This window comes from Kitasatospora arboriphila (assembly GCF_039528095.1).
GTDB lineage: Bacteria > Actinomycetota > Actinomycetes > Streptomycetales > Streptomycetaceae > Kitasatospora > Kitasatospora arboriphila.
The window spans coordinates 1-18425 of sequence record NZ_BAAALD010000011.1 but is presented as its reverse complement, the minus strand read 5'-3'; the positions used below and the strand labels follow the sequence as shown (position 1 = coordinate 18425).

Annotated in this window: 15 protein-coding genes and 1 riboswitch; of the genes, 4 read left to right on the top strand and 11 right to left on the bottom strand. The window is 71.7% G+C overall.

Annotated features, from left to right (window positions below; translation table 11 throughout):
- Positions 1 to 7: 7 nt before the first annotated feature.
- The 7 genes from ABD353_RS08625 to ABD353_RS08595 all read right to left on the bottom strand — a co-directional run bounded on the left by ABD353_RS08625 (position 8) and on the right by ABD353_RS08595 (position 8605).
- A complete protein-coding gene (locus ABD353_RS08625) occupies positions 8 to 1087 on the bottom strand; it encodes an ABC transporter ATP-binding protein (protein WP_344622894.1) in 1080 nt (359 codons plus the stop codon).
- 34 nt (positions 1088 to 1121) lie between these two features.
- Positions 1122 to 2183, bottom strand: a complete 1062-nt coding sequence (locus tag ABD353_RS08620) for an ABC transporter ATP-binding protein (RefSeq protein WP_344622893.1) — start codon at positions 2181 to 2183, stop codon at positions 1122 to 1124.
- A complete protein-coding gene (locus ABD353_RS08615; RefSeq protein ID WP_263103577.1) occupies positions 2180 to 3178 on the bottom strand; it encodes an ABC transporter permease in 999 nt (332 codons plus the stop codon). The genes ABD353_RS08620 and ABD353_RS08615 overlap by 4 nt, the downstream gene beginning before the upstream one ends.
- 117 nt (positions 3179 to 3295) lie before the next feature.
- Positions 3296 to 5062 carry an ABC transporter substrate-binding protein gene (locus ABD353_RS08610; protein WP_359978835.1) on the bottom strand — a complete coding sequence of 589 codons (1767 nt, stop codon included), beginning with the start codon at positions 5060 to 5062 and terminating at the stop codon, positions 3296 to 3298.
- A 98-nt stretch (positions 5063 to 5160) separates the two neighbouring features.
- On the bottom strand, positions 5161 to 6147 hold the full coding sequence (locus ABD353_RS08605; RefSeq protein ID WP_344622891.1) for an ABC transporter permease: 987 nt from the start codon (positions 6145 to 6147) through the stop codon (positions 5161 to 5163).
- 589 nt (positions 6148 to 6736) lie between these two features.
- On the bottom strand, positions 6737 to 7624 hold the full coding sequence (locus ABD353_RS08600) for an enhanced serine sensitivity protein SseB C-terminal domain-containing protein (protein ID WP_344622890.1): 888 nt from the start codon (positions 7622 to 7624) through the stop codon (positions 6737 to 6739).
- A gap of 189 nt (positions 7625 to 7813) precedes the next feature.
- Complete coding sequence (locus tag ABD353_RS08595) at positions 7814 to 8605, bottom strand: enhanced serine sensitivity protein SseB (RefSeq protein ID WP_344622889.1); 792 nt, start codon at positions 8603 to 8605, stop codon at positions 7814 to 7816.
- A gap of 116 nt (positions 8606 to 8721) precedes the next feature.
- A riboswitch (glycine riboswitch) is annotated at positions 8722 to 8824 on the top strand.
- A gap of 186 nt (positions 8825 to 9010) precedes the next feature.
- Between ABD353_RS08595 and gcvT the strand changes: the two genes are divergently transcribed.
- The 4 genes from gcvT to ABD353_RS08575 all read left to right on the top strand — a co-directional run bounded on the left by gcvT (position 9011) and on the right by ABD353_RS08575 (position 13558).
- Positions 9011 to 10129 carry a glycine cleavage system aminomethyltransferase GcvT gene (gene gcvT, locus ABD353_RS08590; protein WP_344622888.1) on the top strand — a complete coding sequence of 373 codons (1119 nt, stop codon included), beginning with the start codon at positions 9011 to 9013 and terminating at the stop codon, positions 10127 to 10129.
- Between the two features lie 113 nt (positions 10130 to 10242).
- Positions 10243 to 10617, top strand: a complete 375-nt coding sequence (gene gcvH, locus ABD353_RS08585; protein WP_344622887.1) for a glycine cleavage system protein GcvH — start codon at positions 10243 to 10245, stop codon at positions 10615 to 10617.
- A 77-nt stretch (positions 10618 to 10694) separates the two neighbouring features.
- A complete protein-coding gene (glyA, locus tag ABD353_RS08580) occupies positions 10695 to 11963 on the top strand; it encodes a serine hydroxymethyltransferase (protein ID WP_344622886.1) in 1269 nt (422 codons plus the stop codon).
- A gap of 212 nt (positions 11964 to 12175) precedes the next feature.
- A complete protein-coding gene (locus ABD353_RS08575; RefSeq protein ID WP_344622885.1) occupies positions 12176 to 13558 on the top strand; it encodes an L-serine ammonia-lyase in 1383 nt (460 codons plus the stop codon).
- Between the two features lie 288 nt (positions 13559 to 13846).
- Here the strand turns inward: ABD353_RS08575 and ABD353_RS08570 are convergent, their stop codons facing one another.
- From ABD353_RS08570 to ABD353_RS08555, 4 genes are all read right to left on the bottom strand, one after another.
- Entirely contained in the window at positions 13847 to 14407 is a 561-nt protein-coding gene (locus tag ABD353_RS08570) for an ATP-binding protein (protein ID WP_425555106.1), read from the bottom strand.
- An 81-nt stretch (positions 14408 to 14488) separates the two neighbouring features.
- A complete protein-coding gene (locus tag ABD353_RS08565) occupies positions 14489 to 15691 on the bottom strand; it encodes a L,D-transpeptidase (RefSeq protein WP_344622883.1) in 1203 nt (400 codons plus the stop codon).
- Between the two features lie 184 nt (positions 15692 to 15875).
- Positions 15876 to 17171 carry a L,D-transpeptidase gene (locus tag ABD353_RS08560; RefSeq protein WP_344622882.1) on the bottom strand — a complete coding sequence of 432 codons (1296 nt, stop codon included), beginning with the start codon at positions 17169 to 17171 and terminating at the stop codon, positions 15876 to 15878.
- 197 nt (positions 17172 to 17368) lie between these two features.
- A partial coding sequence (locus ABD353_RS08555) for a L,D-transpeptidase (RefSeq protein ID WP_344622881.1) occupies positions 17369 to 18425 on the bottom strand: 1057 nt, incomplete at its 5' end.

Here is an 18425-nt window from a genome sequence, read left to right as displayed (position 1 = left end):
CTGCGGGTCAGCGGCCGCGCTGGGCGTGGATGCCCGGCTTGCGCGTGCCGACCGACAGGTCGTCGTTCTCCGGGAAGTGGCAGGCCACCTGGTGGCCCGGCCGCGCGGCGACGAGCGGCGGCTCCTGGGTGGCGCAGACGTCCTGCGCCTTCCAGCAGCGGGTGCGGAAGCGGCAGCCGCTCGGCGGGTTGAGCGGCGACGGCACGTCACCGGTGAGCAGGATGCGCTCGCGGCGCTCCTTGCGGCGCGGGTCCGGCGTCGGCACCGCCGACATCAGCGCGTTGGTGTACGGGTGCATCGGCACGCTGTAGAGCGAGTCGCGGTCGGCGATCTCGACGATCTTGCCGAGGTACATCACCGCGACGCGGTCCGACACGTGCCGGACGACCGAGAGGTCGTGGGCGATGATCAGGTAGGTCAGGCCCAGCTCGTTCTGCAGGTCGTCGAGGAGGTTGACCACCTGCGCCTGGATCGACACGTCGAGCGCGGAGACCGGCTCGTCCGCCACGATCATCTTCGGCTTGAGGGCCAGCGCGCGGGCGATGCCGATGCGCTGGCGCTGGCCGCCGGAGAACTCGTGCGGGTAGCGGTTGTAGTGCTCCGGGCTCAGGCCGCAGAGCTCCAGCAGCTCCTGCACGGCCTTCTTGACGCCGCCCTCGGTGGCCACCTTCTGCAGCCGGAACGGCGCGCCGACGATGGTGCCGACGGTGTGCCGCGGGTTCAGCGACGAGTACGGGTCCTGGAAGATCATCTGGATGTCCCGGCGGAGCGGGCGCATCGCCGAGACGCCGAGGTGCGTGATGTCCGTGCCCTCGAACTCGATCTTCCCGCCGGTGGGCTCGTCCAGACGGGTCACCAGGCGGCCCATGGTGGACTTGCCGCAGCCGGACTCGCCGACCACGCCGAGGGTCTCGCCGGGCCGGACCTCGAAGTCGAGGCCGTCCACGGCGCGCACGGCGCCGGCCTGGCGGCGCAGCAGCCCCTTGGTGATCGGGAAGTGCTTGGTCAGCCCGGTCACCTTGAGCAGGGGCTGACGGTCGGAGGCGGGCGCGGGTGCGGGGATCGCCGCCGTCTTCGAATCCGTCATCGGTTGTCTCCTGAGTGTGTTGCTGGCGGCCGGGTCACAGCCGGGGCGCGATCTCGTCGGCGAAGATCCGGTGCCGTTCGGCGATCGGCAGGTGGCAGGCCGCGAGGTGCCGGGGGGCGGCCTCGGCCAGCACGGGCACCTCGGAGGTGGACCGGCCGCCGGTCAGCTCGGCGTACGGGCAGCGCGGGTGGAAGGCGCAGCCGGACGGCACGTTGATCAGGCTCGGCGGGGTGCCCTTGACCGGGATCAGCCGGTCCTGGAGCTCCCGGTCGAGCCGGGGCATCGAGCCGAGCAGGCCCCAGGTGTAGGGGTGCTCGGGCGCCTCGAAGAGGGACGCGGCCGGGCCGCGCTCCACGGACTTGCCGCCGTACATCACCAGGATGTCGTCGGCCAGTTCGGCCACCACGCCGAGGTCGTGCGTGATGATGATGACGGCCGAGCCGAACTCCTTCTGCAGGTCCCGGATGAGGTCCAGGATCTGCGCCTGGACGGTGACGTCCAGGGCGGTGGTGGGCTCGTCCGCGATCAGCAGCGACGGGTCGTTGACCAGGGCCATCGCGATCATGGCGCGCTGGCGCATGCCGCCGGAGAACTCGTGCGGGTAGGCGTCCACCCGCTTGTCCGGCTGCGGGATGCCGACCCGGTCGAGCATCTCGATCGCGCGGGTGCGCGCCTGCTTCTTGGTGGCGCCCGGGTGGTGGGCCCGGTAGCCCTCGACGATCTGCGCGCCGACCGTGTAGTACGGGTGCATCGCGGTCAGCGGGTCCTGGAAGATCATCGCCATCTTCTGGCCGCGGAGCTTGCGGACCCGCTCGGGGTCGGCGGCGACGAGCTCCTCGCCGTCCAGCCAGACCTCGCCGGTGATCCGCGGGGCGCCGCGCTTGGTGCCGGTGCGGTGCAGGCCCATGATCGACAGCGAGGTGACGGACTTCCCGGAGCCGGACTCGCCGACGATGCCGAGCGTCTTGCCCTTCTCCAGGTCGAAGGTGAGGCCGTCGACCGACTTGACCAGTCCGTCCTCGGTGGGGAAGTGCACCCGCAGGTCGCGCACCGAGAGGAAGGCGGAGGGCTTGGTGGTGTTCAGGGTCTTGCTCATGCCAGCCTCACCCGAGGATCGACAACGGCGTACAGCACGTCAACCAGCAGGTTGGCGATGATGATGAAGAAGCCGGCGAAGAGCGTGACACCCATGATCACCGGGAGGTCGCTGGAGCTGACCGCGGAGACCGCCTCGTAACCCAGACCACGGAAGTTGAAGGTCGACTCGGTGAGCACCGCGCCGCCGATCAGGGCGCCCAGGTCCATGCCGAAGACGGTGAGGATCGGGGTGAGGGTGGAGCGCATGGCGTGCTTGCCGATGACCGTCCGCTCGCCGAGGCCCTTGGCCCGGGCGGTGCGGATGTAGTCCTCGCCGAGCACCTCGAGCAGGGTGGCGCGGGTGAGGCGGGCGTAGGTCGCGGCGTAGAGGAACGCCAGGGTGACCCACGGCAGCACCAGGTTCTGGAACCACGCGACCGGGTCGTCGCCCAGGTTCACGTAGTCGTGCGGGAACCAGCCGAGCTGGTAGACGAAGATCGCGCTGGCGAGCATGCCGGTGAAGTAGATCGGCAGCGAGACGCCGGCCAGGGCGGTCGTCATGGTGAAGCGGTCCAGCAGGGTGCGGCGGCGCAGCGCGGAGACGACGCCGGTCGCGGTGCCGAACACGAGCCACAGGGTGGCCGCGCCGGCGGCGAGCGAGGCGGTGACGCCCAGTCGGTCCAGCAGGACGGGCCACACCTCCTGCTCGGTCTTGAAGGAGTAACCGAAGCACGGCGCGGAGCAGTGGGTGATGTCCACGCCGGTGCTGTAGTCGCGCCCGACGAACAGGCCCTTCAGGAACAGGAAGTACTGCTCGACGATGGACTTGTCGAGGCCCATCTTGTGTCGGATACCCTCGACGGCCACCTTGTCGGCGATCTTGCCGACGTAGAGCAGCGCGGGGTCGGTCCCGGTCAGTTTCGGCACCATGAAGAAGATGCCGAAGGTGACCGCGGAGACCACCAGCAGCATGGCGACGACATTGACGAGCCGTCGGATGAGATATACGAGCACTGCGGTCGGCCCCGCCCCGGGCCGGCCGCGTCCCTGTGGGGACGCCGGCCGACCCGGGCGGAGCCTTCACCTGCCCTTCGGACTAGCTGTGCGAACTACGATTGCGGGCGGGGCAGGTCACTTGCCGTCGGAGACGCCCAGGGCCTGGAAGTCGACCTCGCCGAACGCGTCGGTGATGAAGACGTTGGTCAGGCGCGGGTTGCGGTAGTTGAGCGCCTTGTCGGCCACGATGGGCAGCCACACCGCGGTGTCGACGACCTTGTGGTTGATCTGCTTGTAGAGGTCGGCAGCCTTGGCCGGGTCCGTCTGGGCGGCGGCGTCGTCGAAGAGCTTGTCGATCGCCGGGTCAGAGGTCTCGGGGTAGTTGCTGTTGCCGTTCTTGGTGATGAAGCGGCTGTCCATCAGGGGCTGCATGTAGCCGGCGCCGTTCGGGTAGTCGGCACCCCAGCCGGCGACGATCAGGCCGTAGCCCTTCTGGTGGACGACGTCCGGCGCACCGGCGACGGAGGCGAGCAGCTTGCCGTCGTACTGGTCGACGTTCACCGTCACGTTGATGGCCTTGAGGGCGGTCTGCAGCGCGACGGCCGAGTTGACCTCCTTGGCCTTGTTGCCGCGGACGGCGATCGTGGTGGTGAAGCCGTCGGCCTTGCCGCACTCCTTGAGCTCGGCCTTGGCCTTCTCCAGGTCCGCCTTGCCGTCGGTCAGGCCGAACGGGTCGTACTCGTCCGAGCCGAGGATGTTCGGGGGCAGCATGTTGCCGTAGGTGGAACCGGCGACCGAACCGCCGCGGGCGGTCTGCAGCGCGGTGGGGTCGGCCGCGTACAGCACGGCCTTGCGGCAGTGGATGTTGTCGAAGGGGGCGACCTTCTGGTTCAGCGCGATGAAGCGGATGAAGCCGTTGTACGGGTCGTCCGTGTTGGCCTTCAGCTTCTCGTCCTGCAGGACCTTGACCTGGGCGGCCTGGGAGAGACCGGTCTGGCCGAAGTCGATGTCGACGGAGCCGGCCAGCAGGCGGGCGTCCATGTCGTCGGCGTTCGAGGTGACGGTCAGCTTGACGGTGTCCGGCAGCGCCTTGCGGAACGGGTCGGAGGCCGGGTCCCAGTTCTCGTTGCGGACCAGCTCGTAGCCCTTGCCCGGCTCGACCTTGGCGAACTTGTAGGGGCCGGAGGAGACCGGCTTGTCGCCGTACTTCGCGCCGGTGTCCAGCTTCTGCGGGACGGGGGCGGCGGAGCCCATCGCGAGCAGGTACGGGAAGGAGGAGTCCGCCTTCGCCAGCTTGAAGACGATGGTGGTGTCGGTCGGGGTCTCGACCGACTTCAGACCCAGCTTGTTGGGGTCGGTGTCGGTGTAGGGGCCCTTGTAGTTCTGGCCCTGGTCCAGGGACTGGATCAGGTAGGTCGGGCCGCCGGAGACGACGTCCTGCGCGAAGATGCGCTCGATGCCGTACTTGATGTCCTTCGAGGTGATCGGCGAGCCGTCCTCGAACTTCAGACCCTGCTTCAGGTGGAAGGTGTAGGTCTTGCCGTCGGAGGACACGGCCGGCTGGTTCGCCGCCAGGTCCGGGACGAGCTTGAGGCCTTCCTTGCCCGGCTTGGCGTCGTAGGCCAGGAGGGTGCGGGCGTAGTAGCGCTCGAAGTTCCACACCGAGGCGTAGTAGGCACGGCCCGGGTCGAGCGAGTCGACGTCGGTGCTCGTCCAGAGGTTGAGCGTGCCGCCCTTCTTGTCGGAGGGGTTCAGCACCTTGTCAACCGCGGCGTTGAAGCCGGCCGAGCCCTTGCTCGCGCTGTCGCTCGTGCCACCGCCCTTGGTGCCGCCGCAGGCCGCGGTGGTCAGGGCGAGCGCAGCCACGAGGGAAGCTGCGGCAAGTGTCCTGTTGCGCTTCATGGGTACGGAGTCCTCCTGGTGATGTGCGGGCACGAACGGTCCGCCGGGGGTGGGCAGGCTGAGAGGGACCTGCCTGGTATGTGGGGGGAGAGGGAGGGCTAGTTGCCCTTGGGGTCGAGCGCGTCCCGGAGGCCGTCGCCGAAGAGGTTGAACGCGAGCACCGTGACGAAGATCGCGAGACCGGGGACGACCATGTAGGTCGGGTCGGCCTGGTAGATCCGGGTCGCCTCGGAGAGCATCTGTCCCCAGGAGGGCGTCGGCGGCTTGACGCCGGCACCCAGGAAGCTGAGCGCCGCCTCGCTGAGGATGTTGGTGGGGATGATCAGCGTCGTGTAGACGAGGATCGGGGCGACCAGGTTCGGCAGCAGCTCGCGGAAGAGGATGTGGATGCTGCCGGCGCCGAGGCTGCGGGCGGCGTCCACGAACTCCCGCTCGCGCAGCGACAGTGCCTGGCCGCGGACGATGCGGCCGATGTACGGCCAGCCGAAGAAGCCGATGACCAGGACCAGGATGCCCATGCGCAGGGCGGTGCCGCCGAGGCCGAGCAGCGAGTTCGGCATGACCGAGACGAGCGCGATGGAGAACAGCAGCTGCGGGAAGGCCAGCAGCACGTCCATCACCCGGCTGATCGCCGCGTCGACCCAGCCGCCGAAGTAGCCGGCCGCGGCGCCGAGCACGACGCCGATCAGGACGGAGACGCCGGCCGCGAGGAAGGCCACGGTGAGCGAGATCTGGGCGCCGTAGAGGATCCGGCTGAAGACGTCGCGGCCGAACGTCGGGTCGACGCCGAGCAGGAAGTCGCCGCTCATGCCGCCGAACGCGCCCCTGGGGAGGCCGAGGTCCGGGTTGATCTGGTCCGGGTGGGGCTCGTCGACCGGGTGGCCGAACAGCGCCGTCAGCACCGGCGCGAAGATCGCGGCGAGGATCAGCAGGAGCACCACGGTGCCGCCCGCGAGGGCGACCTTGTCACGCTTCAGCCGGTCCCAGGCGATCCGGCCCGGAGAGCGGCCCTGGATGCGCTTGGCCGGGGCGGCAGTTGCGGCCTCGGGCCGGGCAGAGCCGGTGGTCTCGGTGGGTGTGGTCATGAGTCAGTTCGTTCCCCTCGCCGACGGTGGCCGGCCCACGGCCCGGTCCGGCGGGGCGACCCGGGCCCGATCAGGGCCCGGACCCCGGTGCGGTCCGGAGTTCGCGACAGGTGCGGTGCAGAGCGGTGCGGTGGTTCCGTACGCCGGTGCGGCGGTGCAGAGTTCGTTTTCGGGGTGCCGGAGCCTGCCGTCCGGGCACGGGGCCGGGGCGGCGGATCACGGCGTTTGCGGGGGTACTGCGGGTCCTGCGTGGTGCCGGAGTGCGCGGCATGCACATCGCGCGGTTCGGCGTCGCCAGGGCGCGATCACCTTTGTGGGGATCGGCTCGCGCACTGGCCGTGGGCAGCACTCTCTGTCATCGGGGAGAGGTTCCGCCAGAGGGGGCAACCGAAGGATGCCTAACTGTGATCTGTCGGCATGCAGCCCGTTGTGACCGCGAATACACCTCTTCACACGGCTGAAACAAGCCTGTCAAGACGGGTACTGACGGAAGCCCGCCAACGGCGGGAAACCGCCACCACCTGGGCATGACCCGCCACTGGCGGACGGTCGCCACAAGGGCGGGTAAAGGGGAGGGAAAGGCGAAGGATCAGCGGCCGGGGTAGCCCGGCCACGGCTGCTGGGGCCACGGCTGCGGACCCGGCGCCGATTGCGGAGAGTAACCGTAGGGCGGGTAGGGGGCCGCGCCCTGCGGGTGCCCGAACTGGGTGTCGCGGTCGAAGAACGGGCGGGCGTTCGCCCGCATCCACATCGCGACCGGGTCGAACTCGTCCGCCATCGCGACCGTCGACACCGCCAGCCCCTCCGGGGCGAGCTGCGCGGCCCGCTGCACCAGGGCGCGGGCGGCCTCCACCGACGGCGGAGAGTTGTCGTACAGGTCCAGGCCGACGGCCAGGTACGCCTCGCCCAGCGCGGGCTGCACCCACGCCTGGCGCAGCGAGCGCAGCGGACGGGTCTGCACGGCCTGCTGCTCCAGCAGCCCGTAGAACTGCGGCGCGTTCAGCCGCGGCTCGGAGATCCGCAGCGGACCGGCCGGCAGCCGGTCCAGGCCGACCGCGACGCGTCTCAGGTCGGCCCAGGGGACGCCGACGCCGCCGCCCGGGGCGTGCGGGTTCAGCCACAGGCCCCAGCGGGTGCGGAAGAGCGCGGCGGCGATCTCCTGGCCGGAGATCACCTCGTGGGCGCGGGCCCAGCCGCTGGCGGCGAGCTGCTCGGCCGAGGTGACGGCGGGGGCGTAGCCGTGCCCGCCGATGTCCATGTTCCCGTACTGGGCGTCCGGGCTGCCGGGCGTGCCGTGCCAGAGCAGCATCCAGACCTGCCCCTGGGCGAGCGCCCGCAGCAGGTTCTCGTACGCGTCGTAGCGTTCCGGGACGACCGCGCCGAGGGCGCGCTCGATGGCGCCCGGGTCACCGCCGGGCGGTGCCACGGGTGCCTGGCCCCACGGGCCCGGCCCGCCGCCTGCCGCTGCCGCGCTCATGCGCCCGCCTCGCTCCGCTCGCTCACGTCGCCGTGCCCCGTCTTGTTCCGTCTTCCGCCGCTCGTGCCCACTGCCGGGCAGCACCCTATTGCGCGCGGCCGACAGGCGTCATGCCGCATACCCCCTCGTGATACCCCCGGGCGGCGCCGGTGTCCCGCCGGCAGGCGCCCGGGCCGGCCGGACCGGCGGTCACGCCCGGACGTAGAAGGGCGCCACGCAGGTCAGCAGCCACTCGACGACGGGGTCGTCGGCCATGTCCAGCAGCACCAGGTGGACGCCCCACGGCGGCGGCGCGGTTCCGAGCGCGCGGCCGAGCGCCTCGTTGACCTGCACCGGATCGGCCGGACCGGCCGGGTCGAGCTGGATCCCGACGTACAGCTGCGGGGCGTCCGCCTCCACCCGGGCGAGCGCCCGACGGGCCGTCAGCACGCCGGGCAGCCGGGACAGTTCGGAGGTGGCCGCGGCGAGGAAGGCGTACGGCTCCTGGTGCGGCTCGGGCTCGCGCAGCGCCACCGAGGCGCCCTCGACGGCCTCGCCGGCGGTGCGGCCGCCCTGCGGTCCGCGGCGCAGCTCGCCGACGCCCTCCGGCGGCACCGGGATGCCCACCGGCGCCTCCGGGTTGACGGCGATGCCGATGCCGAGCGGCAGCCCGCGGGCGAACTCCCACACCGGTGCGATCGCGAACGCCATGCCCGGGGCGTGCTGCAGGAACTGCTCCTGCGAGGAGAACACCGGCACGTAGGGGGTACCGGCGAGTTCGATGGTCGGCAGGTCCAGCGAGGTGCCCTGCGGGTCGGCGCCGGCCGGCAGCGGGATCCACACCTGGCTGCGGGCGAGCACCTCGATCACCCGGGGCGTGGCGCCGGGGTCGCCGAGCGCGGCGGTGAGCACCTGCTCCAGTTCGTTGGACGGCCAGGTGCCGCCCTCCGGCGCCGTGCCGGGTGCGGCCCACGCCTGTGCCTCGCCCGCCGGATACCCCATGTACGGCCCCTTCGCTCGTCCCCTGCACAGAGCCTAGCGGGCCGCCCCCTCTCCCATCAGGCCCGGCGGCATGCCATGATGAGCGCGCTCGACCCTCCAAGTTCATACTGGCCGCTCGAACCCGCGCGGGAGAGTCCGGAACGCCCCCAGGGGCGAGGCCGGCGCCGAAGGAGCAAGTCCTCCCCGGAATCTCTCAGGCACCCATACCGCACGGGCGAGGCACATCTGGAAAGTGGACACGGCCGCGCCGTGCGCCCACCCACGGTGCAAGCCGCCATCCTTGAGGTGGCGGTGAAGCTCTCAGGTTGTTGACGACAGACGGGGAGACTCCATCCGCCGTCCTGCCCGTTTCCGGGCGGGAGGGTCGCCCGTGTGCCCGCAGAGCAGCCAAGGAGTCCTGCCGTCATGTCCCTCCGCCTCACCGCGCTCGACGCGCTGCACCGTTCGCTCGGTGCCACCATGACCGACTTCGCCGGCTGGGACATGCCGCTGCGCTACGGCAGCGAGCGCGAGGAGCACCTCGCCGTCCGCACGAAGGCCGGTCTGTTCGACCTCTCGCACATGGGCGAGATCACCGTCTCCGGCCCGCAGGCCGGCGAGATGCTGGACCACGCGCTGGTCGGCTTCATCTCGGCGCTGGGCGTGCTGCGCGCCCGCTACACCATGATCTGCCGCGAGGACGGCGGCATCCTCGACGACCTGATCGTCTACCGCACCGCGGAGGACGAGTACATGGTGGTCGCGAACGCCTCCAACGCCCAGGTGGTGCTGGACGCGCTGACCGAGCGCGCCGAGGGCTTCGACGCCGTCGTCCGCGACGACCGCGACGCCTACGCGCTGATCGCCGTCCAGGGCCCGGAGGCGAACGGCATCCTCGCCTCGCTGACCGACGCCGACCTGCCCGGCCTGAAGTACTACGCGCTGCTGCCCGCGACCGTCGCCGGCAAGCAGGTCTGGCTCGCCCGTACGGGCTACACCGGCGAGGACGGTTTCGAGGTCTTCTGCGCCCCGGCCGACGCCGAGCACCTGTGGTCGACGCTGACCGCGGCCGGTGCCGACAAGGGCCTGGTGCCGTGCGGCCTGTCCTGCCGCGACACGCTGCGCCTGGAGGCGGGCATGCCGCTGTACGGCCACGAGCTGTCCACCGACCTGACCCCGTTCGACGCCGGCCTCGGCCGCGTGGTGCGCTTCGACAAGACCACCAACGAGGGCGCCTTCGTCGGGCGCAAGGCCCTGGAGCAGGCGGCCGTCGAGGCCGAGTCCGCGCCGCCGCGCAAGCTGGTCGGCCTGGTCTCCGAGGGCAAGCGGGTGCCGCGCGCCGAGTACGCGGTGGTCGACGCCGACGGCAACCCGATCGGCCGGATCACCTCGGGCGCGCCCTCCCCCACCCTCGGCAAGCCGATCGCCATCGCCTACGTGGACGCGGCGCACGCCGCGCCCGGCACCGCCGTCGCGGTCGACGTGCGCGGCAAGGCCGAGCCGGTCGAGGTCGTGGCGCTGCCGTTCTACAAGCGCGCCCGCTGAGCGCCCCCGCCGCTCCCAGCACCGCCCTGAACCGTCCTGAACCGTCCTGCCCGGGGCGGTCCGCTCAGCGGACGGCCACGCCCCTCCCTCTTGCGATCCTGGAGAATGACGCCATGAGCAACCCCACGCACCTGCAGTACACCAAGGAGCACGAGTGGCTGACCGCCGCCGTGGACGGGGTGTCGACGATCGGCATCACCGCGCACGCGGCCGACGCCCTCGGCGACATCGTCTACGTCCAGCTCCCGGAGGTCGGTGACAGCGTCACCGCCGGTGAGACCTGTGGCGAGCTCGAGTCCACCAAGTCGGTCAGCGACCTGTTCTCGCCCGTCACCGGCGAGGTCGTGGAGGTCAACCAGGCCGTCCTCGACGACAACGCCCTGGTGAACAGCTCCCCGTTCGAGGATGGCTGGCTGTTCAAGGTCCGCGTCGAGGCGACCGACGAGCTGCTCGACGCCGAGGCGTACACCGCGTTCATCGGCGGCTGACCGCCCGCCCAACGGGGCGGCCGCAGTGCGGCGGCCGCCCCGCTCCAGCCCTTCGCTCCACGGGGAGACCCCACCTCATGACGGTTCTGAACCAGTCCCTGCACGCGCTCGACCCGGAGATCGCGGCCGCGGTCGACGCCGAGCTGCACCGCCAGCAGACCACCCTCGAAATGATCGCCTCCGAGAACTTCGCCCCGGTGGCGGTCATGGAGGCCCAGGGTTCGGTCCTGACCAACAAGTACGCCGAGGGCTACCCCGGCAAGCGCTACTACGGCGGCTGCGAGCACGTCGACGTCGCCGAGCAGATCGCCATCGACCGGGTGAAGGCGCTGTTCGGGGCGGAGCACGCCAACGTCCAGCCGCACTCCGGTGCGCAGGCGAACGCCGCCGCGATGTTCGCGCTGATCCAGCCGGGCGACACCATCCTGGGCCTGAGCCTGGCGCACGGCGGCCACCTCACCCACGGCATGAAGATCAACTTCTCCGGCAAGCTCTACAACGTGGCCGCGTACCACGTCGACGAGAAGACCGGCCAGGTGGACATGGCCGAGGTCGAGCGCCTCGCCAAGGAGCACCAGCCCAAGCTGATCATCGCCGGCTGGTCCGCCTACCCGCGCCAGCTGGACTTCGCCGAGTTCCGCCGCATCGCGGACGAGGTCGGCGCGCTGCTCATGGTCGACATGGCGCACTTCGCCGGCCTGGTCGCCGCGGGCCTGCACCCCTCGCCCGTGCCGTACGCGGACGTGGTCACCACCACCACCCACAAGACGCTGGGCGGCCCGCGCGGCGGCGTCATCCTCTGCAAGGAGCAGTGGGCCAAGAAGATCAACTCCGCGGTCTTCCCCGGCCAGCAGGGCGGCCCGCTGGAGCACGTGATCGCCGCCAAGGCCGTGGCCTTCAAGGTCGCCGCCTCGGAGGAGTTCAAGGACCGCCAGCGCCGCACCCTGGAGGGCGCGAAGATCCTGGCCGAGCGCCTGCTGCGCCAGGACACCGTGGACGCCGGCGTCTCGGTGCTCTCCGGCGGCACCGACGTGCACCTCGTCCTGGTCGACCTGCGCAACAGCGAGCTCAACGGCCAGGACGCCGAGGACCGCCTGCACGAGGTCGGCATCACCGTGAACCGCAACGCGGTGCCGAACGACCCCCGCCCGCCGATGGTCACCTCCGGCCTGCGCATCGGCACCCCGGCGCTGGCCACCCGCGGCTTCGGCGCGGAGGACTTCCGCGAGGTCGCCGACGTCATCGCCGAGACCCTGCTGCCCGGCTTCGACGAGGCCAAGGCCACCGCGCTCAAGGCCCGGGTGACCGCGCTCGCCGCGAAGTACCCGCTCTACCCCGAGCTGTGATCCGCACCCCGCGGTAGGACCGACCGGCGATCGGAGCGCGACGCCCCCCGATCGCCGGCCGGTCTCGGCGGTTCGTCCCCCGGTGACCGGCCTCACCCCGGCCGGACACCAGGAATTCCGGGGCACCGCGCACACTGGACAGTGCGCGCGGTGCCCCCTTCCGTGTCACCCAGCAAGTCCTTCCACGAGACCAGACAAGGACGTCCCCCCCCGTGGCCATCAGCGTCTTCGACCTCTTCTCCGTCGGCATCGGGCCGTCCAGTTCCCACACCGTGGGCCCGATGCGGGCGGCCCGGATGTTCGCCCGCCGCCTGCACTCGGAGGGGCTGCTGGAGAGCACCGCCTCCGTCCGGGCCGAGCTCTTCGGCTCGCTCGGCGCCACCGGCCACGGCCACGGCACCCCCAAGGCCGTCCTGCTGGGCCTGGAGGGCAACTCCCCGCGCACCGTCGACGTCGACCAGGCCGACCTCGACGTCGAGCGCATCCAGCGCGACAAGCGGCTGCGGCTGCTCGCCCAGGACAAGGACGTCCAGCACGAGATCGCCTTCGACCCGGCGACCCAGCTGGTGCTGCACCGCCGCCGCTCGCTGCCGTACCACGCCAACGGCATGACCCTGGCCGCGTACGACGAGGCCGGCGCGCCCGTCCTGGAGAAGACCTACTACTCGGTCGGCGGCGGCTTCGTCGTCGACGAGGACGCGATAGGCGCCGACCGGGTCAAGCCGGACGACACCGCGCTGCGCTACCCCTTCCGCACCGGCGAGGAGCTGCTGCGGCTCACCCGCGAGACCGGCCTGTCGATCTCCGGCCTGATGCTGGAGAACGAGAAGGCCTGGCGCAGCGAGGCCGAGATCCGGGCCGGGCTGCTGGAGATCTGGCACGTCATGCAGGAGTGCGTCGCGGCCGGGCTCGGCCGCGAGGGCATCCTGCCGGGCGGGCTGAAGGTCCGCCGCCGGGCCGCCTCGGCCGCCCGGGCGCTGCGCGCCGAGGGCATCGGCCCGGCCAACGCGATGGAGTGGGTGACCCTCTACGCGATGGCGGTGAACGAGGAGAACGCCTCCGGCCGCCGGGTGGTCACCGCGCCGACCAACGGTGCCGCGGGCATCGTCCCGGCCGTGCTGCACTACTACCTGAACTTCGTGCCCGGCGCCGACGACGAGGGCATCGTGCGCTTCCTGCTGGCGGCCGGCGCGATCGGCATGCTCTTCAAGGAGAACGCCTCGATCTCCGGCGCCGAGGTCGGCTGCCAGGGCGAGGTCGGCTCGGCCTGCTCGATGGCGGCCGGCGGCCTCGCCGAGGTGCTCGGCGGCAGCCCCGAGCAGGTCGAGAACGCCGCGGAGATCGGCATCGAGCACAACCTCGGCCTGACCTGCGACCCGGTCGGCGGCCTGGTGCAGATCCCCTGCATCGAGCGGAACGGCATGGCCTCGGTGAAGGCCGTCACGGCGGCGCGGATGGCGCTGCGCGGCGACGGCCGGCACCACGTCTCCCTCGACAAGGCGATCAAGACCATGAAGGAGACCGGCGCCGACATGAAGATCAAGTACAAGGAGACCTCGCGCGGCGGCCTCGCCGTGAACGTCATCGAGTGCTGACCGGGCCGGGCGGAAGCCCGGCCTGACGGCAGGCATTCATAGGCCGCTCATTAGGGTTTGGTAAGTCTTCGAAGGTTGCGAGGGGTATGCACCTTTGGATCGATTTGTCCAGACCAGTCCTGGCATGCGACAGTGGAGGCATTCCACGGCCTCCACCGACCCGGTTCGGCCGTTCCCACCGCGCGGCGCGCACCCCCTTGGCCGCGCGGTGACGCGCACGGGCCCCCGACACCGCACACCGAGCGGAACGGGGGCCCTGCTCATGTCCGGGCACCCGGGCCCGCCGCGTCAGGCGGCGCGCTCGCGCACCCTCAGCTCGCACCAGACGGACTTGCCGCGCGGCAGCAGGTCCGCGCCCCAGCGGTCCGACACCGCGTCGACCAGCACCAGCCCGTGGCCGTTCTCCGCCCCGCCGCGTTCGGCCGCCACGATCAGGCAGGGCAGCGCCCGCGAGGAGTCCCGGACCTCGATCCGCACCCAGCCCGGCCGGCGTGCCATCTTCAGGCCGACGGTACGCCCCCCGGCGTGCCGCACGGCATTGGCGACCAGCTCGCCGACCAGTAACTCGCCGACGTCCAGCTGCTGCACCAGCTCCCAGGCGCCGAGCACGGCGACGACCAGGCGGCGGGCGATCCCGGCCGACTCGGGGCGGGAGGGCAGCCGCACCTCCTCCTCGGCCGCCGGGTCGCGCAGCAGCTCGAAGGCGGCCTGCTCCAGCTCGTCCGCGGTCAGCCGCTCCAGGGCCGCCAGCGCGAGGCCGCGGCCGGCCGACGCGTCGTCACCGGCCGTGCCGAGCACCCGATTCGACGCCTGGTCCGCCTCACGCCATCCCGCCATGGCGCCCATCATTGCGGAACGCATGCGGGTGCGTACGGACAATGAGCAAACGATCACGGCGGGGGACATATGACAGCGGCACGCCGGACGGGCCTACCAGGCAGTCCAGGGCACGTTCCACCCGCTCAGGCCGTTCTCGCCGGACACCCGCGGGCCGTCGGAATTCACCACGGTGACGACGTCGCCGATCATTGACGCGTTGTAGAAGCGGCCGGCGTCGGTGCCGTCGCTGCCGTAGCGGGTGTCGGCGATGCCGATGCAGCCGTGGCTGGCGTTGGAGCGGCCCATCGAGCCGATCGCCCAGGAGTTGCCGTGCACGTAGGTGCCGGTGTCGGTGAGCCGCATGGCGTGCGGCACGTCGTCGAGGTCGTACTCGTCGCCGGCCCGGATGCCGCTGACGCCGTTGGAGGACATCCGCGTCTTGCGGGCCATCTCCTCGATGACCATGGTGCCGTTGAAGCTGTCGAACCCGGCCTTGCCGGCGGTGAACTTCACGGTGTCCACCGTCTGCCCGTTCTCCACCACGGTCATCCGGTGGGTGGCGACGTCCGCCGTGCTCACCCGGGAGCGGCCGACGGTGAAGTGCTCCTCGCCGTCCTTGTCCCCGTAGACGCCGGGGGCGAGCTCGGCGCTCTTCAGCCGGTACTTCACCGTCACCTTGGTGCCGGGCTTCCAGTACTCCGCCGGGCGGAAGTCCACCCGGTCGTCGCCGAACCAGTGCGGCTTCACCGCGGTGCCGTCGGAGGTCTCGAAGACCACCGCGCGCTCCACCTCGGCGCGGTTCTGCACCGCCTTGCGGAAGCGCAGCGACACGATCATGCCGACGCCGTACGTCTGCCCGTCGTCCAGGTTGCTGTAGGAGCCGGTCCGCCGGGCCGGGGTCAGCGTGCTGAAGGCGCTCTCGGCGGTGGTCACCAGCCCGTTCGGGTCGGTGGCCCGCGCCGTCACCCGGTACTGCGCGGAGACGGCGAGTGCGGCGGCGGGCGTCCAGCCGAGGCCGTCCGCGGCGAGCGTGCCGGGCACCTCCCGGCCGTCCTCGCCGGTCACCTTGACGGAGGTCAGCTTCCCGCCGGTCGCGGTGACCTTCAGCGCCCCGGACGGCTTGACGTCGGTGGCGCCGTTCTTCGGCTCGACGGTCACCACCGCCGCCGGGACGGTGGGCCGCGGCCGGGCGGCCGTCGTCCCCGCGGCGGAGGCCGCGCCCCCCGGCGACCCGGACGGCCCGCAGGCCGCCGCCGCCAGCACCAGTGCTCCCCCGAGCAGACCCGCCGTCAGACCTCTGCGCACGGACCCCATGCCGGTCCCCCTCCGTCCCCGCCGCGCACTCCCCGTCGCGGCACCCACCGAATACACGCTCCGGGCGGGGCCGGAGTTGCAGCCCGCAGCGCGACGATCCGGTCACGAACCCGCAACGGCCCGGCCGCTCGCGGGGAGCGGCCGGGCCGTCGGCAGGGTCACCGGGTGTCCGGAGGCGTGCGGCCTACCAGTTGCTCCAGGGGAGCGTCCAGCCGCTGAGGCCGTTGTCCGGGGAGACCGTGCGGCCCTTGGAGTTGACGATCTTCACCACGTCGCCGACCAGCGAGCTGTTGAAGAAGGTGCCGGCCGAGGAGGACTCGCTGCCGCCCTTGACGTCCTTCAGGCCGATGCAGCCGTGGCTGGCGTTGGACTTGCCGAAGGCGTTGCCCCAGTAGTTGCCGTGCACGTAGGTGCCCGTGGTGGTGAGGCGCATCGCGTGCGGCACGTCCGGGACGTCGTACTCGTCGCCCTTGACGTTGGCCACGGTGGCCGAGTTCATCCGGGTCACCTTCTCCTTGCCGGAGATGACCATCGTGCCGTTCCAGGACGGGTTCTGGTCGTTGCCCGCGGTGATCGGGATGCTCTTGGTGGCGCCGCCGCCGCTCGCCACCGTCATCACGTGCTTGGCGGCGTCGACGGTGCTGACCTGGTAGCGGCCGATGGTGAACGGCTCGTCGCGGTCCACGTCGCCGTAGACGCCCGGGGAGACCTCGACGCTCTTCAGCCGGTACTTGACCGTCACCTTGGTGCCGGGCTTCCAGTACTCCGCCGGGCGGATGTCCAGGCGCTGCGAGCCGAACCAGTGGCCCTTCACGACGGTGCCGTCGCTGGCCTCGACGGTGATGCCCTTGAGGACGGCGTCCTTGTTCTTGACCGGCTTGCTGAACGCCACCGAGACGATCATGCCGACGCCGTAGGTGCCGTTGTCGGCGATGTTGTCGTTGGTCGCGACCTTCTTCGCCGGGGACAGCGTGGTGAAGCCGGAGGAGATCGCGGCGGGCAGGCCGGCGTCGTCCTTGGCCTGCGCGTTGACGGTGTAGGCCATGCCGACCGCGAGCGGCGCGCTCGGCTTCCAGCTGAGGCCGTCGGCGGCGATGGTGCCGGCGACCGCCTTGTCGTTCTTGTCCTTCAGCTCGACGGAGGTGAGCTTGCCGCTCGCGACCGTCACGGTGAAGCCGCCCGGCTGGACGTCGGTGGCGCCGTCCTTGGCGCTGACGGTGAGCACCGCGGCGGACGCCTTGGGGGCGGCCTGCGTGGTGGAGCCGCCGGACGAGCCGGCCGCGCCGCTCGCACCGCCGGAGGCGCCCGCGGCAGCCGAACCGCCGGATCCGCCCGAACCGCCGTCGTTGCAGGCGGCGGTGAACAGCAGCACGCCGCCCATCGCCAGCGCGACGGCCGCGGTGCGTGCGGTACGACCGGTGCGGCCCGCCCCGGCCGCACCTCTGACTATCGCGGCCTCGGCCGCCTGAACCGGCTTCACTCGGTTGCTCCCCTCCCGGTACCCACGCTGGATACACGCATCCGCGCCCGGGTCGGTTTCACCGGGGGTCGGACTTCTTCCGCGCGCCGCCGACGGGGAAGAGCCCCCGGCCCGCGTGGCACGCCAGGATAACTGCCCCGGATGAGTGAATCTTCCGCAGGTGGGGGGTGCCGGTTCGGTGAATCGCCGGGTGCAGGTCAGCGCGGTGCGGAACCCAGCGCGCTGCCCTGCAGCCAGGCCGCCCAGGACAGGTTCCAGCCGTTCAGGCCGTTGGACGGCTGGACGACCGCGCCGGTGTCGCCGCGCACCTCCAGCACGTCGCCGACCAGGGTGTGCTCGAAGAACCAGCCGGCCGGCGAGTCGGCGTCACCGCCCTGCCGATCGGCGATCCCGATGCAGCCGTGGCTGGTGTTGGCGGCGCCGAACACCTCCTCCTCGGCCCAGTAGTTGCCGTGCACGAAGGTGCCGGAGTCGGTCAGCCGCATCGCGTGCGGGACGTCCTTGATGTCGTACTCGTCGCCGAGGCCGACCGTCCGGGCGTTCATCCGGGTCTCCTCGAACTTCTCCGAGACCACCATGACGCCCCGGTAGGTGGGGTGCTGCGGGCCGCCGGCGGTGATCTTCAGGGTGCGCACCGGCACCCCGTCCTCGCGCACCGTCAGCGTGCTGCCCGCCAGATCGACGGTGGACACCCGGGCACGGCCGACGGTGAACGCCACCTCCTTGGCCTGGGTGCCGAACTCACCGGGCGCCAGCTCCACGTCCTTCAGCCGCAGGGTGACGGTCACCCGGGTGCCCGGCGCCCAGTAGGACTGCGGCCGGACGTCCAGGCGGCGGTTGCCGAACCAGTGCGCGGCCAGCGGCACCGGCGGGTCGGCGGCCACCTCGACGGCCCGCTCCGCCGCCGGCCGGTCCGCGACCGGACGGGTGAACCGCAGCGAGACGGGCATCCCCACCCCGACCAGCGCCCCGTCCTCCGGAGTGACGAGGGCGGCCACGGTGTGCGCCGGACCGGCCGTCACGAAGGCGGAGTGGTGGGCGGCGCGCAGCCCGTCCGCGTCCTGGGCGAGGGCGTCGACGGTGTACGGGGTGGCCGGGGCGAGCGGCTCCTCCGGGGTCCAGCGGGAGCCGTCCGGGGCGGTGCGGCCGGGCACCGCCACCCCGCGGTCGTCGGCCAGCCGCACCGACAGCAGCCGGCCCTCGGCGACGGTGACGGACACCTCGGCGTCGGAGTGCACCTCCTGGGCGCCGTCC

Bases quoted from the DNA above. Each gene is read 5' to 3' on its own strand.
- ABD353_RS08625 (WP_344622894.1), bottom strand. From the start codon at position 1,087: ATGACGGATTCGAAGACGGCGGCGATCCCCGCACCCGCGCCCGCCTCC.
- ABD353_RS08620 (WP_344622893.1), bottom strand. From the start codon at position 2,183: ATGAGCAAGACCCTGAACACCACCAAGCCCTCCGCCTTCCTCTCGGTG.
- ABD353_RS08610 (WP_359978835.1), bottom strand. From the start codon at position 5,062: ATGAAGCGCAACAGGACACTTGCCGCAGCTTCCCTCGTGGCTGCGCTC.
- ABD353_RS08605 (WP_344622891.1), bottom strand. From the start codon at position 6,147: ATGACCACACCCACCGAGACCACCGGCTCTGCCCGGCCCGAGGCCGCA.
- ABD353_RS08600 (WP_344622890.1), bottom strand. From the start codon at position 7,624: ATGAGCGCGGCAGCGGCAGGCGGCGGGCCGGGCCCGTGGGGCCAGGCA.
- ABD353_RS08595 (WP_344622889.1), bottom strand. From the start codon at position 8,605: ATGGGGTATCCGGCGGGCGAGGCACAGGCGTGGGCCGCACCCGGCACG.
- gcvT (WP_344622888.1), top strand. From the start codon at position 9,011: ATGTCCCTCCGCCTCACCGCGCTCGACGCGCTGCACCGTTCGCTCGGT.
- gcvH (WP_344622887.1), top strand. From the start codon at position 10,243: ATGAGCAACCCCACGCACCTGCAGTACACCAAGGAGCACGAGTGGCTG.
- glyA (WP_344622886.1), top strand. From the start codon at position 10,695: ATGACGGTTCTGAACCAGTCCCTGCACGCGCTCGACCCGGAGATCGCG.
- ABD353_RS08570 (WP_425555106.1), bottom strand. From the start codon at position 14,407: ATGATGGGCGCCATGGCGGGATGGCGTGAGGCGGACCAGGCGTCGAAT.
- ABD353_RS08565 (WP_344622883.1), bottom strand. From the start codon at position 15,691: ATGGGGTCCGTGCGCAGAGGTCTGACGGCGGGTCTGCTCGGGGGAGCA.